General features: G+C 61.0%; 16 protein-coding genes. 7 read left to right on the top strand and 9 right to left on the bottom strand.

What is annotated here, in order from left to right:
* Positions 1–77: 77 nt before the first annotated feature.
* Complete coding sequence (gene serB / locus Q1A89_RS12885) at positions 78–956, bottom strand: phosphoserine phosphatase SerB (RefSeq protein ID WP_299728575.1); 879 nt, start codon at positions 954–956, stop codon at positions 78–80.
* A 182-nt stretch (positions 957–1138) separates the two neighbouring features.
* Between serB and Q1A89_RS12880 the strand changes: the two genes are divergently transcribed.
* Positions 1139–2065 (top strand): aminotransferase class IV, encoded by a 927-nt coding sequence (locus Q1A89_RS12880; RefSeq protein ID WP_299728572.1) that lies wholly within the window; start codon positions 1139–1141, stop codon positions 2063–2065.
* A gap of 52 nt (positions 2066–2117) precedes the next feature.
* On the opposite strand, the gene Q1A89_RS12875 is transcribed toward Q1A89_RS12880, so the two are convergent.
* Positions 2118–3407: a DUF2330 domain-containing protein gene (locus Q1A89_RS12875; RefSeq protein WP_299728569.1), complete on the bottom strand. Its 1290-nt coding sequence runs from the start codon at positions 3405–3407 to the stop codon at positions 2118–2120.
* A 244-nt stretch (positions 3408–3651) separates the two neighbouring features.
* On the opposite strand from Q1A89_RS12875, the gene Q1A89_RS12870 reads away from it, so the two are divergent.
* From Q1A89_RS12870 to Q1A89_RS12855, 4 genes are all read left to right on the top strand, one after another.
* Entirely contained in the window at positions 3652–4791 is a 1140-nt protein-coding gene (locus Q1A89_RS12870) for a phosphoserine transaminase (protein ID WP_299728566.1), read from the top strand.
* A gap of 49 nt (positions 4792–4840) precedes the next feature.
* Positions 4841–6436 carry a phosphoglycerate dehydrogenase gene (gene serA / locus Q1A89_RS12865; RefSeq protein WP_299728563.1) on the top strand — a complete coding sequence of 532 codons (1596 nt, stop codon included), beginning with the start codon at positions 4841–4843 and terminating at the stop codon, positions 6434–6436.
* Between the two features lie 69 nt (positions 6437–6505).
* Positions 6506–7249 (top strand): Stf0 family sulfotransferase, encoded by a 744-nt coding sequence (locus Q1A89_RS12860; protein ID WP_299728560.1) that lies wholly within the window; start codon positions 6506–6508, stop codon positions 7247–7249.
* A gap of 81 nt (positions 7250–7330) precedes the next feature.
* The gene (locus Q1A89_RS12855; RefSeq protein ID WP_299728557.1) at positions 7331–8074 is read left to right on the top strand and encodes a metallophosphoesterase family protein; all 744 of its coding nucleotides are present in this window, start codon (positions 7331–7333) and stop codon (positions 8072–8074) included.
* Positions 8075–8081: 7 nt separating this feature from the next.
* Here Q1A89_RS12855 and tdh read toward each other — a convergent pair whose 3' ends face one another.
* The 3 genes from tdh to Q1A89_RS12840 all read right to left on the bottom strand — a co-directional run bounded on the left by tdh (position 8082) and on the right by Q1A89_RS12840 (position 10960).
* Positions 8082–9119, bottom strand: a complete 1038-nt coding sequence (tdh, locus tag Q1A89_RS12850; RefSeq protein WP_299728554.1) for an L-threonine 3-dehydrogenase — start codon at positions 9117–9119, stop codon at positions 8082–8084.
* Positions 9116–10303 (bottom strand): glycine C-acetyltransferase, encoded by a 1188-nt coding sequence (locus tag Q1A89_RS12845; RefSeq protein ID WP_299728551.1) that lies wholly within the window; start codon positions 10301–10303, stop codon positions 9116–9118. The genes tdh and Q1A89_RS12845 overlap by 4 nt, the downstream gene beginning before the upstream one ends.
* A 96-nt stretch (positions 10304–10399) precedes the next feature.
* Complete coding sequence (locus Q1A89_RS12840; protein ID WP_299728548.1) at positions 10400–10960, bottom strand: XRE family transcriptional regulator; 561 nt, start codon at positions 10958–10960, stop codon at positions 10400–10402.
* Positions 10961–11059: 99 nt separating this feature from the next.
* Here Q1A89_RS12840 and Q1A89_RS12835 point away from each other — a divergent pair, with 99 nt between their 5' ends.
* Positions 11060–12241: an acetyl-CoA C-acyltransferase family protein gene (locus Q1A89_RS12835; RefSeq protein WP_299728545.1), complete on the top strand. Its 1182-nt coding sequence runs from the start codon at positions 11060–11062 to the stop codon at positions 12239–12241.
* On the opposite strand, the gene Q1A89_RS12830 is transcribed toward Q1A89_RS12835, so the two are convergent.
* The 4 genes from Q1A89_RS12830 to ubiE form a co-directional block, all read right to left on the bottom strand.
* On the bottom strand, positions 12238–12750 hold the full coding sequence (locus tag Q1A89_RS12830) for a hypothetical protein (RefSeq protein WP_299728543.1): 513 nt from the start codon (positions 12748–12750) through the stop codon (positions 12238–12240). The two genes, Q1A89_RS12835 and Q1A89_RS12830, sit on opposite strands and share 4 nt — an antisense overlap.
* Positions 12747–13115, bottom strand: coding sequence for a hypothetical protein (locus tag Q1A89_RS12825; protein ID WP_299728540.1), 369 nt, complete (start codon positions 13113–13115; stop codon positions 12747–12749). Before Q1A89_RS12825 ends, Q1A89_RS12830 begins: the two co-directional genes overlap by 4 nt.
* A 64-nt stretch (positions 13116–13179) precedes the next feature.
* Complete coding sequence (ubiB, locus tag Q1A89_RS12820) at positions 13180–14712, bottom strand: 2-polyprenylphenol 6-hydroxylase (RefSeq protein ID WP_299728537.1); 1533 nt, start codon at positions 14710–14712, stop codon at positions 13180–13182.
* A gap of 1 nt (position 14713) precedes the next feature.
* Positions 14714–15460, bottom strand: coding sequence for a bifunctional demethylmenaquinone methyltransferase/2-methoxy-6-polyprenyl-1,4-benzoquinol methylase UbiE (ubiE, locus tag Q1A89_RS12815; protein ID WP_299728534.1), 747 nt, complete (start codon positions 15458–15460; stop codon positions 14714–14716).
* Between the two features lie 87 nt (positions 15461–15547).
* Here ubiE and mutM point away from each other — a divergent pair, with 87 nt between their 5' ends.
* Positions 15548–16399 (top strand): bifunctional DNA-formamidopyrimidine glycosylase/DNA-(apurinic or apyrimidinic site) lyase, encoded by an 852-nt coding sequence (gene mutM, locus Q1A89_RS12810; protein ID WP_299728531.1) that lies wholly within the window; start codon positions 15548–15550, stop codon positions 16397–16399.
* Position 16400 lies beyond the last annotated feature (1 nt).

Raw genomic sequence — 16400 nt, 5'->3', positions numbered from 1 at the left:
GCCACAGCACGGCCCTTGCCACTTCTCTGTTTTCAAAAAATCCCGGGGGAGTTCGCAGGACGGGGGCAGAGCCCCCTTCAGGCGCTCACAAATTCGGACCGCGCATAGCCCTGCAGGTACAAAAGTGCGGTCAGATCACCAAAGTTCACCCGCACGTCGCATTGGGCAGCAACGCTCGGCTTGGCATGCAGGGCCACACCCATACCTGCGCGATGCAGCATGCCCAGATCATTGGCCCCGTCGCCGACCGCTAGAACTTCCGCGTCCGCCAGTCCCAAACGGCCGGTGATCTGCGCCAGCGCGTCGACCTTGGCCTGCTGGCCCAGAATGGGCATGCCCACCTGCCCGGTCAGCACGCCGTCTTCGACCATCAAGGTGTTGGCGCGGTTCTCATCAAAGCCCAAAGTCCGAGCGACGGCGGCCGTGAACGCGGTGAACCCGCCAGACACGAGGGCGGCATAAGCCCCGTTGGCCTTCATCGTGGCAAGCAAGGTCGCACCACCGGGCATGTAGGTGATGCGGCTGGCCAGTACCTCGCTGATCACCGTTTCCGGCAGCCCTTGCAGCAAGCCAACGCGCTCGCGAATGGCTGCTTCGAAATCCAGCTCACCGTTCATGGCGCGGGCGGTGATGTCCTTGACCCGGTCCCCGACCCCGGCCACATCCGCCAGCTCGTCGATGCATTCCTGCTGGATCATGGTGCTGTCCATATCGGCCAGCAGCATCTTCTTGCGCCGCCCTTCGAACGGCAGGATCACCAGATCGACCCCCAGCGTTTGCAAATCACCCCAGACGTCCCAGCGATTGTCCGGCACAGTGGCGAGAGAAAAAGCCGCCGCCTCGTCCGGCGCCAGCCACTGCGCATCCCCCCCGCCCCAGGCATTGCGCAAGCTATCGACCAGCGCGGGGTCCAGCGTCGGCTTGGCAGGGTCGGTCAAAAGCGTGCAAACATACATCTCTGAACTGTCCGAAAGGCGACGGGCCATCGCAAAAGGGGTGCCCGAGCGGCGCTATAGCCGCCAATTCCACCCTGCACCAGCCCGCGCGGGGGCGCGCAATGACCAGAACCCGGGCTGACATGGTCCGCCTTTTCAGAAACAGTGGCACCAACACGGGCCCTAACGGACACCAAGCCACCATGACCGACGCAAAACACACCACCCACACCGCGGACGAGGATGCGCGCAACCGCGACATCAAGATCTATGTGAACGGCGATATCGTGCACCGCGACGACGCCAAGGTGTCGGTTTATGACAGCGGCTTCATGCTGGGTGATGGAATGTGGGAAGGAATGCGGCTCTATGAAGGGGTTTGGGCGTTCTTTGACGAGCACATGGACCGGTTCTTTGACTCCTGCAAATCGGTGTCATTGGACGTCGGAATGGACCGCGCAGGTATCCTCGACGCACTGACCCGCACCGCGGTTGCCAACAACATGACAACGGACGTGCATTGCCGCTTGATGCTGACACGCGGGATCAAGGTCAAACCGTTCCAGCACCCCTCGCTCAGCCAGTCGGGCCCGACGCTCGTGATCATCATGGAACATTCCAAACCAACCGAGGCTTTGCAATCCAAGGGCATCCGGCTGGCCACTGTCCCTCAGGTGCGCGGCCTGCCAACCAGTCAGGACGCCAAATACAACAGCCATTCGAAACTGAACTGCGTGATTGCCTGCCTGCAGGCCGAACAGGCAGGGGCGGACGAGGCGCTGATGCTCGATCCGTATGGGTTCGTGAACACCACCAACGCCTGCAACTTCTTCATCGTGCGCAAGGGAGCGGTTTGGACTTCAACGGGCGATTACTGCATGAACGGCGTCACCCGCCAAAAAGTGATCGACCTCTGCCGCGCCAATGACATCCCGGTGCTGGAAAAAAACTATTCGCTTTACGAAGCCTACGGCGCGGATGAGGCGTTTCTGACCGGCACGTTCGGCGCGCAAACACCCGTGGCCGAGATCGACGGCAAAGAGATCGGCAATGGTGAGCGCCCGGTGACGCAGCGCATCCGCACATTGTACAAAGAATTGATCGCACAGCACGTTGCCGAGAAGCGCTAGGTCAAAACACGCTCAGATCGCACGCGTTAGAGCCACTTTCAGACCGCGACCGTCACCAATAGATGCGCGGCACGCTTTGCAAAACCGCCTTGGTCACGAAACCCGCGCTCCACCCGGTCAGCTTGCGCAAGCGCGCCTCTTCCTTGCGCATCCGTGCCTTCTTGTCGCGCACATATCGCTGGCCTTCGGCGCATGTGATCTCGCCATCAAAGGGCTGGTTCATCACGTACCGGCCCTGAAAGTTGTTCCGATTGTCGGTCACCTTGAACACCACATCCTTGGGCATCTGATTCTTGGTGTATTGCGCATGATAGCGCGTCACATAAACGTCCTGCTGGGCCGTATTGTCCCCCTTGATCCACGATACCCCAAGGGCGCGCAAATCGTCATTGGGCAAGGGATCAGCCGCGCAAGGATCGCACCACGACATGTCCCAGGCGTATTCCATCGCAATCCCGCCACGTGACCCGACGGTGCGGTTGAACGCAGCCTTGTAGAACTGGGGAAAGTAATTCTCGACCAGTGGCGGCACGTTTTCGTCCGTGGGCAGGGCCTTGGCCTTGTAATTGGCCACCTCGACCCGGCCTTCGCGCGCCAGCATGAAAAACAGTGCATCCTGCGCCTTGTCCGCGTTCAGCTTGCCCAACTGGATCGGCAGCATGAACTTGTCTGCGCGAAAGCTGATCTGGAGCGGCGGCAACTCCTTCGTCTGTGACGCCGAATGACGGCCAAGGTTCACGCGGGCGACAAAGAACTTCATGCCCGCCTTGATATAGTCGCCCAGCACCGCCTCGGCCCCATCGGGTAATTTGTATCCTTCCTGCTTCAGAAAGATGGACAGACCATCGGATTGCTTGGCCTTCAGGATCAGGATGTCATAATTGCCAACGGCATATTCGGCAGCGATCCTGACGCCAAGTGCGGCAGCGCCAGCGCGCCGCGATGGTGCTGATCTGCGCGTTAACAAACCGGAATTAAACTCTGCGACAACGCCTCCTGGCTCGATAATGGGCCCGTCGCACGGGTCATGGTCAAAATACTCCACCAGACGTGGCGCAGTATAACTGTCCAGGTGGGCCACGATATCCGCGTCCACCGTATCAACCTGTTCACGGCGCAACACGCGCGGGGTCGGCACGATCATCGCGAAATCAGACGCCGCACCGCGATAATCCGACGACATGGTGATCGTCGATTTGCGACCATCGCGCACGAACACAACCTTGGAGGACTGATTGTAAAGCGACCCGTCCGCCTTTGCGACGTAAAAGCCGCAAAAGGCCTCTGCACTCAGCGAACACCCCAACACCAACGCAATGGCCAATACGATTTGCCTGAACATGACAGCCCCCAGTTTTACACAGCGTTCCATCAACCTGCCGCAGGCATACGGCCCCTGTCACCTCACGAATTGCGACCTTGGGTTACAGGCAAAGGTTTCCGATAGGCACCGAACCTGTCGAAAATTCTCGGCACATCGTCGGTTTCGGATCAATTGCCAGTTGCGCCCGCAGCGGCATCCGCATACCTCCATCCGCGGGACACCCTTCCCCAACGAAGGGCGATTATCTGTAAGGATAGCAGCAATGGCTACTCAAATACCGGCAACGCGGCCGGCGAATCCGCGTTTTTCCTCTGGCCCCTGTGCCAAGCCCCCCACACATGATCTGACCGCCCTGTCCGACGCGCCTTTGGGCCGTTCGCACCGCGCCGCCGTTGGCAAGGCCAAGCTCAAGCAGGCCATCGACGACACCCGCGACATCCTCGGCGTGCCAGACGATTACCGCATCGGTATCGTGCCCGCCTCGGACACCGGCGCCTATGAAATGGCCATGTGGTCCCTGCTGGGCGAACGGCCCGCAGAGATGGTCGCATGGGAGAGTTTTGGCGCAGGCTGGGTCACCGACGTGGCCAAACAACTCAAGATCGACCACACCGTTCACACCGCCGAATACGGGCAGATCGTGGATATGGCCGCGCTGAACTATGACAACGACGTCTGTTTTACCTGGAACGGCACGACATCGGGCGTACGGATGCCAAATGGCGATGCCATTCCCGCCAACCGCGCCGGTCTGACGCTGTGCGATGCGACCTCTGCCGCCTTCGCGATGGACCTGCCCTGGGACAAGCTCGATGTAACAACATTCAGCTGGCAAAAGGTGCTGGGCGGCGAAGCGGCGCACGGCATGCTGATCCTGTCACCCCGCGCCGTCGAGCGGCTGGAAAACTACACGCCGCCGTGGCCCATGCCCAAGATTTTCCGCCTGACCAAAGGTGGTAAACTGATCGAAGGGATCTTTGTCGGCGAAACCATCAACACGCCGTCCATGCTGGCGGTCGAGGATTACCTGTTTGCCCTCGACTGGGCACGTTCGGTTGGCGGGTTGCAAGGATTGATCGCGCGGGCAAATGCCAACGCAAACGCGATTTCCGCCTTTGTAGAGACGCATGACTGGATTGAAAACCTCGCTGCCGATCCGGCGACGCAGTCCACAACGTCGGTCTGCCTCAAGTTCACCGATGATCGGATCACTGACGGTGCTGCATTCGCCAAGGCTGTTGCAAAACGGCTGGCCGATGAAAACGTCGCCCTCGACATCGGGGCCTATCGCGACGCCCCTCCGGGCCTGCGCATCTGGTGCGGCGGCACAGTCGAAACCTCCGATATCGAAGCGATGTTGCCCTGGCTTGCCTGGGCGTTCGAGGCCGAAATCAACGCATGATCATTGGTGGGCAGATTGCCCACCGCCGACCCGCAAAAGGACCACCATAATGGCCCCCAAAGTACTCATCTCCGACAAACTCTCCGAAGCCGCCATTCAGATCTTCCGCGACCGCGGGATCGAGGTCGACTTCGAACCCGATCTCGGCAAGGACAAGGACAAACTGGCCGCGATCATTGGCGACTATGACGGCCTCGCCATCCGCTCGGCCACGCGGGTGACCCCGACGATCCTCAACAACGCCAAGAACCTCAAGGTCATCGGGCGCGCCGGGATCGGCACCGACAATATCGACAAGGAAGCGGCCTCCAAAAAAGGGGTGATCGTCATGAACACGCCCTTCGGCAACATGATCACCACGGCCGAGCACGCCATCGCGATGATGTTCGCCGTGGCGCGGCAAATCCCCGAAGCGTCGGCCTCGACCCACGCGGGCAAATGGGAAAAGTCCAAGTTCATGGGCACCGAACTGACCGGCAAGACGCTGGGCGTGATCGGCGCGGGCAACATCGGCGGGATCGTGTGTGACCGTGCACGTGGGCTCAAAATGAAGGTGCTGGCATTCGATCCCTTCCTCAGCACCGACAAAGCCAACAAGATGGGCGTAGAAAAGGTTGAGCTGGACGACCTGATCAGCCGGGCGGATTTTATCACCCTCCACGTGCCCAAAACCGAACAGACCGCCAACATGATCACCGCCGAACGTATCGCGATGATGAAACCGGGTGTGCGTCTCATCAACTGCGCGCGTGGGGGCCTCGTGGACGAGGTCGCGCTGGCCGAGGCGCTCAAATCCGGCCACGTGGCCGGGGCCGCCTTTGACGTCTTTGCCGAGGAACCGGCCAAGGACAACCCGCTGTTCAACCTGCCCAACGTGGTGGTCACCCCCCACCTCGGGGCCGCCACAACCGAAGCACAGGAAAACGTCGCCCTTCAGGTCGCAGACCAGATGGCGAACTACCTGCTGACGGGGGCGGTCGAAAACGCGCTCAACATGCCATCCGTCACGGCTGAAGAGGCCAAGGTGATGGGCCCTTGGGTCAAGCTGGCCGGCCACTTGGGCAGCTTTGTGGGCCAGATGACAGACGAACCGATCCGAGCGATCAACATCCTATATGACGGTGTCGTGTCTGACATGAACCTCGAAGCACTCAATTGCGGCGTGATCGCAGGCATCATGAAACGCGCCAACCCGGACGTGAACATGGTCAGCGCGCCTGTTGTCGCCAAGGAACGCGGGATCAAGATCTCGACCACCAATCAGGACAAATCGGGCACCTTTGACGGCTATATCAAGGTCACCGTGGTCACCAGCAAACGCGAACGCTCTGTCGCCGGAACCGTGTTCAGCGACGGCAAACCGCGCTTTATCCAGATCAAGGGCATCAACATCGACGCCGAGATCGGGGCGCACATGCTTTACACCACGAACGAGGACGTGCCGGGCATCATCGGCCTCTTGGGCAACACGATGGGCAAGAACGGCGTAAACATCGCGAACTTTACCCTTGGGCGGAACGCGGTCGGCGGTGAGGCGATTGCCCTGCTTTACGTCGACAATCCGATCCCTGGCGATGTGCTGAAAACGCTGGATGGCACCGGCATGTTCACGCAAGTGAAACCACTGGCCTTCGACGTCGCCTGACAGTGACTGCGCAAGGCGGGGTAACGCCCTGCCTTGCGTTCGGCATCTTCGCGGACAAGACTGCCCGCCATGCCTGGACCCGATGCCTATATCCTGTGCACCACACCGCGCAGCGGCAGCACACTGCTCTGTGGCTTGCTGCGCGACAGCGGCGTGGCGGGAAACCCGCAATCCTATTTCCACCGGCCCGATGTTGCGACATGGCGTGCGGATCTCGACCTGGACAAAAACGCAGCTCTCTCTGACATTCTGGCAGCGGCACAGCAGGCCGGGCGGCGGGGCACGGACATCTTCGGACTTCGACTGCAACGCCATAGTGCCGATTTCTTCTTCAGTCAGCTGTCCCAACTTCATCCGGGCAAGCACACCGACGCAGAGCGCGTCACCACAGCATTCGGTCTCACGCGATACATATACCTCACGCGCGATGACAAGGTGGCGCAAGCCGTGTCCCTGGTGCGCGCACAGCAAAGCGGATTGTGGCACCGCAATGCGGATGGCACCGAACACGAACGGACCGATCCCGGTGAACCTTTGCACTATGATGCGGACGCGATTGCGGCGGAGCTGGACACCCTAACCGGTTACGATGCTGCATGGCGGGATTGGTTCGTGCGAGAGGGTATTGAACCACTGCACCTCACCTACGCGGACTTGGTGCAAGATCCACAGAATACACTGCTGAAAATCCTGCATTTTCTGCAGATTGATGTGGCAGCCCTTCCGCCGGTCGCATTGTCCATGGGCAAACTGGCGGACGCAACCAGTGACGCGTGGATTGCCCAATTCAACGGCAACAGGGGCGGCATTTAAAAACTGTGGCATCCCACGCCTTACATCTGCCACCGAATCCGGATACGCGACAGACATTACACGTTCGTTGCCCGGTAGATCATGTCAGACCCCATTTACGCCATCGGAGATATTCACGGCCAACAGGCTGAACTGGACCGAGTCCTTGCATTGATCGAGGCGGATGGCGGGGTGGATGCGCCCGTGGTGTTTCTGGGCGACTATACCGATCGCGGGCCGGACAGCCGCGCCGTGCTGGACACGCTGGTCGCAGGCCAGCAAGCGCAGCGCAATTGGACCTTCCTCAAGGGCAATCACGACCGCATGTTCGAATGGTTCATGCAGCGCCCGATCCTGCATGACCCTTACATGATGGTCGAACTATACTGGCTGCACCCGCGCCTTGGCGGCGACACGACGCTGGCCTCTTACGGTGTCGATGCAGGTCCGCGCCGCCGCGAAAAGGACGTGCAGGCCGATGCGCGCGCCGCGGTTCCGAAATCGCACGTGACCTTCCTCGAAGGGCTGAAACTGTCACACACGGTGGGTGATCTGATGTTCGTCCATGCCGGGATTCGCCCCGGCGTGCCACTTGACCAGCAGGACGAAGAAGACCTGTTGTGGATCAGGAACGAGTTCCACGATGTCACCGCGCCGCACCCCAAGGTGATCGTGCACGGCCACACGCCGATCCGCACCGCCACGCATTACGGCAACCGCGTGAACCTCGACACAGCCGCAGGCTATGGCGAGCCGCTGACCGCCGCCGTTTTCGAAGGGACCGAGGGCTGGTTGCTGACCGAGACCGGGCGCAAACCGCTGCACCGCGAGGTTGTGGCGGCCTGAGCCGCGCTCAGGTCCAGTCCAGAACCACCTTGCCTGACGAGCCAGACTTCATTGCCGCAAAGCCTTGCGCAAAGTCGCGCGCATGAAAGCGGTGGGTGATGACGCCCGACACATCCAACCCGTTCTGCAACATCGCAATCATCTTGTACCAGGTCTCAAAAATCTCGCGCCCATAGACACCCTTTATGGTGAGGGCCTTGAACACGATACGGCTCCAATCCACGGGGCTTTTGCCCGGCGGGATGCCCAGCATCGCGATGCGCCCGCCCATGGTCATCGCCTCGACCATCTGATCAAGCGCCGCCTGATTGCCGGACATTTCAAGGCCGACGTCAAAGCCCTGCTTCATCTTCAGCCCCGGCATGATGCTGGCCAGATCCTGTTCCAGCACATTGACGGGCACCACGTCAGCCACGCGCGCCGCGAGCGCCAGACGGTCGGGGTTCACATCCGTGATCACCACGTTGCGCGCGCCCACATGGCGCGCGACGGCGGCGGCCATGATTCCGATGGGTCCCGCACCAGTGACCAGCACATCCTCGCCCACCAGATCAAAGCTGAGCGCGGTATGCACGGCATTGCCCAGTGGGTCGAGGATCGCCCCGATATCGTCACTGATCTCATCCGGCAGCGGTACCACGTTAAAGGCAGGCAGGCGCAGGTATTCGGCAAAGGCGCCCTGTTCATTCACCCCGATTCCGCGCGTTGCCGGGTCCAGATGAAACTTGCCCGCCCGGCTCTGGCGCGAGGTCTTACCAATCAGGTGCCCCTCGCCGGAACAGCGTTGTCCAAGAGCCAAATCCTGCACGTTAGAGCCGATTTCAACGATCTCGCCCGCAAATTCATGGCCCGTGATCATCGGCGTCGGTACAGTCTGCGCCGCCCAGTCATCCCAATTCCAGATGTGGATGTCGGTGCCGCAAATCCCGGTCTTGTTGATGCGGATCAGTACGTCGTCCGGGCCGATTTGCGGCACGGGGGCAGTCACCTGCCACAACCCTTCGCGGGGATGCGTCTTTTCCAGCGCGATCATTTCGTTGGTCATGACAACACGCCTACGGCCTTGCCCGCAGCCTCGAACGCGGCGAGGCCCCGGTCCAGATCATCCCGCGTCAGGCTCGCGTTCATCTGTGTACGGATGCGCGCCTGCCCGCGCGGCACCACGGGAAAGAAAAAGCCCGAGACATAGACACCTTCCTCGAACAATCGCGCGGCCATGTCCTGCGCGACCTGCGCCTCGCCCAGCATAACGGGAATGATCGGATGCTCGCCGGGCAACAGCTCGAATCCCAGATCGCTCAGACCCGCCCGCCAATAGGCCGCGTTGTCGAACAATTGGGCGCGCAGGGCGTCGCCTTCTTCGACCAGCCGGATGGCCTCGATCCCGGCGGCGACAATGGCCGGAGGCAGGGAGTTGGAAAACAAATAAGGCCGTGCGCGCTGGCGCAGCAGGTCGATCACAGGTTGCGGCCCCGCGATATAACCACCGATGGAGCCGCCCAGCGCCTTGCCCAGTGTCCCCGTCAGGATGTCCACATCGACCCCGGCATGGGCAGGCGTGCCCGCCCCTTTCGGCCCCATGAACCCGGTCGCGTGGCAATCATCCACCATCACCAGCGCATCATAGCGCGACGCCAGTTCGTTAATCTCGGGCAGTTTGGCCAGATACCCGTCCATCGAAAATACACCGTCGGTCGCGATCATGATGTGCCGCGCTCCAGCGGTACGGGCCGCCTGCAATTGTGTCTCTAAATCGGTCATATCGCTGTTTGCGTAGCGGTAGCGCTGCGCTTTGCACAGCCGGATACCATCAATGATCGACGCATGGTTGAGCGCGTCCGAAATGATCGCATCTTCAGGTCCCAAAAGCGGCTCGAACAGGCCGCCGTTGGCGTCAAAACAGGCGGCGAACAGGATGGCGTCGTCCTTGTTCAGAAAGGCCGCAAGCCGCTGTTCCAATTGCCGGTGCAGATCCTGCGTACCGCAGATGAAGCGGACCGAGGCCATGCCAAACCCGTGACTGTCCATCGCGCCCTTTGCGGCGGCGATCAGGTCGGGGTGATCGGCCAGACCAAGGTAGTTGTTCGCGCACAGGTTCAGAACCTCGCGATCCCCAACTGCGATCCGCCCGCCCTGGGGGGAGGTGATCATGCGCTCGCGCTTGGTCATGCCATCCGCGTCGATCTGCGCCAGTGTATCCGTGATATGAGAGAGAAACGCTTGGGTCATGTCAGGGCTCCTTTGCGGGCGCATCTAACATACCGGATGTGATTCCGAAATACGGGATTTCATAATATCGGACAAAAATCCGTGAAAACGGAAACCTCAGGCGTCCTGCACCACCAAAAAGGCGCGAGACGGGTGCAGCGCCTCGATCCGGTGGGGCACATCGGCGGCATAACGCGCCGTGTCGCCCTGCCCAATCCGTTCCGTCGCCCCGCCGCTGGTGACGGACAGGCGACCGTCGATCACCGTCAGATGCTCGCGCGCACCCCGTCGATGCGCCTGACTGTCCAGCACGCCACCCTCGACAAAGCGCAATTCATAAACCTCGTGCCGCCCGGCCTCCTCTGGCGCCGAAAGGATACGGATCGTGCACCCGGCCCCGCGATTTTCGATGCTTGGCACATCCGCGGTGCGCAGCACTTCGATGTTGCTGGCAGGTCCGTCCTCAAGCAGTCCGGCAAAGTCGACCTGCAGCGCCCGTGTGAGGTTCCACAGGGTCGCGATAGTGGGCGAGGATTCGCCTCGTTCAATCTGGCTGACCATCGACCGGCTGACACCTGACAGTTTGGCCACAGCGTCCAGCGACAGGCCCTGCACCCGCCGCGCCTCTTTCAGGCGTGCAGGCAAGAGCGATAAGATAGCGTCCGTTTCATCCGTCATGACGGACAGTTGCCCGTGCCGTTGCGTCGCTGTCAAGGTCCGGGCTTTCATTGCCCACCCCGCACCGCCATCATGCATCGAAAGAGGGAGAGCATCATCATGACCCAAGACATCGTAATTCTGGGCGGCGCACGCACGGCCATTGGTACCTTCGGCGGCGCGCTTGCCGGAACACCGCCGATCGAACTGGGCACCGTGGCGGCCAAGGCAGCGCTTGAGCGGTCAGGCGTCGAGGGTGGGCAGATCGGCCATGTCGCCTTTGGCCACGTGATCAACACCGAACCGCGCGATATGTATCTCAGCCGCGTCGCGGCGATGCAGGCGGGCGTGCCGGACACGACCCCGGCGATGAACGTAAACCGCCTGTGTGGGTCCGGCGTGCAGGCGATTGTATCTGTCATACAGTCTCTGATGCTGGGGGATTGCGACTTTGGCCTTGCCGGTGGGGCCGAGAATATGTCGCGCTCGCCCTTTGTCATTCCCAGCCAGCGCTGGGGCGCCAAGATGGGGGATGTGCGCACGCTCGACATGATGCTGGGCGCGCTCAACTGCCCCTTTGGCACCGGCCATATGGGTGTGACCGCAGAAAACGTCGCCGCCGAACACGGCATCACCCGCGCCGCTCAAGATGCCTTTGCGATGCAAAGTCAGGAACGCGCCGCAGCCGCCATTGCGGACGGGCGGTTCGCCAGCCAGATCACCCCGGTCGAGGTGCGCGTGAAGCGCGATACCGTGAATTTCGAAGTCGATGAACATCCCAAGGCGACCAGCCTCGACGCGCTTGGCGGTCTGCGGCCGGTGTTTCAAAAGGACGGATCGGTGACGGCTGGCAACGCCTCGGGCATCAACGACGGTGCCGGCGCGGTTGTGCTGGCAACGGCGGAGGCCGCGGAAAAGTCGGGGCTGAAACCAAAGGCCCGCATTCTGGGTTACGCCCATGCCGGAGTGCGCCCCGAAGTGATGGGCATCGGCCCGATCCCTGCCGTGCGCAACCTGCTTGATCGCACAGGTTTGTCCGCGAACGACTTTGACGTGGTTGAATCAAATGAGGCCTTTGCCGCACAGGCGCTGGCCGTCTCAAACGACCTCGGCTTTGATCCTGCGCGTGTGAACCCGAACGGCGGCGCAATCGCATTGGGTCATCCCGTCGGGGCAACAGGTGCAATCATCACGGTGAAGGCGCTGTATGAACTGGAACGGATCGGCGGGTCCAAGGCGCTGATCACGATGTGCATCGGCGGCGGGCAAGGGATCGCATTGGCCATTGAAAGAGTAGTCTAAGCCGCACTGTCGCCAGGGCGCGCATATTTCGCCTTGATCGCCAACGCCTCTGTTCTGCATGCCGCAAGCTGCGCATCCAGTTTGAGATTTCGCAGAGAGTCGTCACTGCCCGGCATCCGCAACATCAGGCAATAACTGGCAAGGTCGATATATTGCACAAAGGCCTGTTCATAGGATTCAAACGCGGCGTTGCCCGTGCCTTCGACTGGCCGATCCGTTGCATCGATCAAAAGCCCCAGATGCGGCAACTCCAGCAATCTGTCCCAGGCGCTGTGTGATATGTCGCGTTCATCCTCATCGGGGTGCCGTTCCGCAATCAATTCCCGCGTCAGCTTGTTGTCGGCCTCGTCCTGCGATTGCAGCCGCGACACATCTAGGTAGTGATCGCGGTATTCCTCGATCAGACCCTTGAGGAACCGCGTGCAAAAGAAAATCGGCCCTTCGAGCCCCTCATACAGATCAGGAAATCCCTGTTGCGTCGCCCGTTTAATGTTGTGAAGCAGGATCACCGCATCCGTTCGCCATAGGTCTTGGCCGACTTGTGGGCGGTGATCAGGAACCGGCTCCGCTCAACCGTGTTGTAGACGGTTTTGAAATCTTCGGGCAGTTGCGTGTAGTAGGCGTTCTGCGCCTCGATCGCAGTTTTGCGGTCATCCCAAGCATCAAACAGCTTTTTGACGATGCCGCCCAGAACCCCGCCAAAAGCAAGGGCAAGGCCAGCAGACCCGACCGCAACCAGCAGCCGCGGCCCGTCCTCGCCCCCATTTGTGAGCCAATATACGGCCGCCCAAAGTGCAATCCCGACCACAAAGGCGCAGATGATCCACAGAAAGACAGGCAAGGCGGATTTTGCCGGGCGATTGGGCGTATGCATGCCCCGCTCTCCAATTGATTTGATCCAATGGGCGGCAGCCTAGCATGATTCGATGCGCTGAAGGTCAGAGCATCGCTTCGATCAGCGCCAAAATACCTGCGCCCAGCGCCGTACCTGCAAGACCTGCCAGCACAATCCAGCGCCAGAAACCGCGCCGTTGTTTCTGGGCTGGGTTCGCCTGATTGATCAGCGCCGCCTCGACCAGCCCGGGCAGGCGCGGGCCGAAACGGGTCAGCACACGCGCGGTCTTGTATAGATCGGTCACGATGGCCTTGGGCCCAATGGATTTCTGGATGTAGTCGGTGACGATGGGCGATGCGACCTGCCAGATGTTCATATTGGGGTTAAGCGAACGCGCCACCCCTTCGACCACGACCATGGTGCGCTGCAGCAGGATCAGTTCGGTGCGTGTCTCCATGCCGAAGCGTTCCGTAACTTCAAACAGGTAGCTCAGCAAACGGCCCATCGAGATTTTGGACGCATCCATGCCAAAGATCGGCTCGCCCACAGCACGCAGGGCACGGGCGAATTCGTCCACGTCCTTGTCCGCGGGCACATATCCCGCCTCGAAATGCACCTCGGCCACGCGCTTGTAGTCCTTGCGGATAAAGCCAAACAGGATCTCGGCATAGACCCGGCGCGTGTATTCATCGATGTGGCCCATGATCCCGAAATCATAGGCGATGATGTCACCATTGGCCGCGACCTTGAGGTTGCCCTGATGCATGTCGGCGTGGAAATAACCGTCGCGCAGCGCGTGAAGCAGGAACAGTTTCAGCACCCGTTCGGACAGATCGACACGGTTGTGACCGGCCGCATCAATCGCGGCATTGTCGCCCATCGGCACACCGTCTGCCCATTCCAGCGTCATGACGCGGCGGGCGGAATGCTCCCACCTGATCTTGGGCAGGTCAAAGCCTGCGTCGTCCTTGGTGTTGGCGGCAAATTCTCCGGCGGCAGAGGATTCAAGGCGCAAATCCAGCTCGCCCTGCACGACGCCATCGAAATGCTCGATCACTTCCATTGGGCGCAAACGACGCGCGCCGGGGGCAAAGATTTCGACAATGCGCGCGGCCAAGTAGAACGCATCGACATCCCGCTTGAAGGCGCGTTCGATGTTGGGGCGCAGCACCTTGACGGCCACTTCGTCGCCGCCATCCGCGAGCCGGGCCTTGTGCACCTGCGCGATGGACGCGGCGGCCACGGATTCGCTGAACTCGGAAAAGATCGTGTCGGCGGGCTGACCCAAGGCGCGTTCGACCTCTGCCTTGGCCTCTTCCGTTGAAAAGGGCGGCAGCTTGTCTTGCAGGACGCGCAATTGCACGGCCAATTCATCGCCCACCACATCAGGACGGGTGGACAGGACCTGACCGAACTTGATGTAGGCCGGGCCAAGGGCGGTCAGCGCGCGGGTGGCGGGCGGCATGGATGGATCGCCCTTGTAGCCCAGCCAGCGAAACGGCTTGCCCAGCGCCTTGGCGACGAATCGCAGGGCGGGCGGGGCCTCGAACGCGTCCAGAACGACGTTCATCGCGCCGGTCCGTTCCAGCGTCGCGCCTGTGCGGATCAGCCGGATGATGTTGTGGGGGCCACGCACGTTACAGCTTCCAACCCGAATGCAGGCAGGCGACGCCCATGGTCAGATTGCGGTACTTGGCCTGTTCGAATCCGGCGTCGCGGATCATGGCCAGAAAGGTTTCCTGATCAGGAAACTTGCGGATCGATTCGACCAGATACTGATAGCTGTCGCGATCCCCGGCGATCATCTGGCCCATGCGCGGAATGACGTTGAAGCTGTATAGATCATAAAGCTTTTGCATCCCGTCATTGGGCAACTGGCTGAATTCCAGCACCATCAGGCGGCCACCGGGCTTGAGGACGCGGTAGGCCTCGGCCAGCGCATCGGCGGGCCGGGTCACGTTGCGAATGCCAAAACTGATCGTGTAGACATCGAATGTGTTGTCCTCGAAGGGCAAGGCCATCGCGTCACCCACCACCCAATCAAGACTGTCGGCCATTTTGTCGGCTTCGGCGCGTTTGCGTCCCTCGATCAGCATCGGTTCGGTCAGATCCAGCACGGTGGCATGGCCGTGGCCCGCACGTTTGAGGAACTTGAACGAGATATCGCCTGTGCCACCAGCGACATCCAGCAGGGTTTGCCCGGCACGTGGCGCCAGCCAATCCATCATCGCCTCTTTCCAGATGCGGTGGATGCCGACGCTCATCACGTCGTTCATGATGTCATACTTGGAGGCAACGGAGTTGAACACGCCCTGCACGCGGCCTGCCTTTTCCCCTTCGGGCACCGTCTGATATCCGAAATGGGTGGTCTTTTCGTCGCTCATGGCCTTGGTCTTTCCGTTTCTTCAGGCCTTGTTATAGAGCGCATGCGGTCATACACAACGTAGCCCTTTTGACGCAGGACCCAAGCGATGCCCGAACTGCCCGAAGTCGAAACCGTCCGCCGTGGGCTGAGCCCTGCGATGACGGGTGCCGTGATCGCGCGCGCGGATGTGAACCGGCCCGATCTGCGCTGGCCGTTTCCGCCGCAGATGGCCGAGCGGCTGAGCGGGCAACAGGTTCTGGGGCTGCGGCGGCGGTCGAAATACATCCTGGCCGATCTGTCCTCGGGCGAGACATTGTTGATCCATCTGGGCATGTCGGGGCGGATGCTGGTGTCAGGCGACCCGCTTGGGCAGTTCGTGCGGGACCACCCTGCGGCCGAGAAACACGACCATGTGGTGCTGCACATGGACAATGGCGCGCGCATCACCTTCAACGACCCGCGCCGCTTTGGCGCGATGGATTTGATGGCAACCGATGGGGCAGACCAGCACAAGCTGCTGGCGGTCCTTGGCCCGGAACCCTTGGGCAATGATTTCCACGAGGGACACCTGATACAAGCGTTTGCGGGCAGGAACACACCGGTCAAATCCGCGCTGCTGGATCAGAGAATCGTCGCGGGATTGGGCAATATCTATGTCTGTGAGGCACTCTATCGCGCCCGAATTTCGCCGCTGCGCAAAGCCGGGCGGATTGCCAAACCCCGCGTTGCGGCGCTCGTTCCGATCATCCGCGAGGTCTTGTCCGAGGCCATCGAGGCCGGTGGTTCGTCTTTGCGCGATTTCCGCCAAGCCGATGGGGAGCTTGGATATTTTCAGCACAGCTTTGACGTTTACGGGCGCGAGGGTGACCCCTGCCGCACCCCCGACTGCGGCACCCCGATTGCGCGTGTGGTGCAGTCGGGCCGGTCGTCTTTCTACTGCAGGTCGTGCCAAACTTAGC

Origin of the sequence: uncultured Tateyamaria sp., from assembly GCF_947503045.1 — a bacterium.
In the GTDB taxonomy this organism is placed as follows: Bacteria; Pseudomonadota; Alphaproteobacteria; order Rhodobacterales; family Rhodobacteraceae; genus Tateyamaria.
This window is presented reverse-complemented; position numbering and strand designations above follow the sequence as displayed.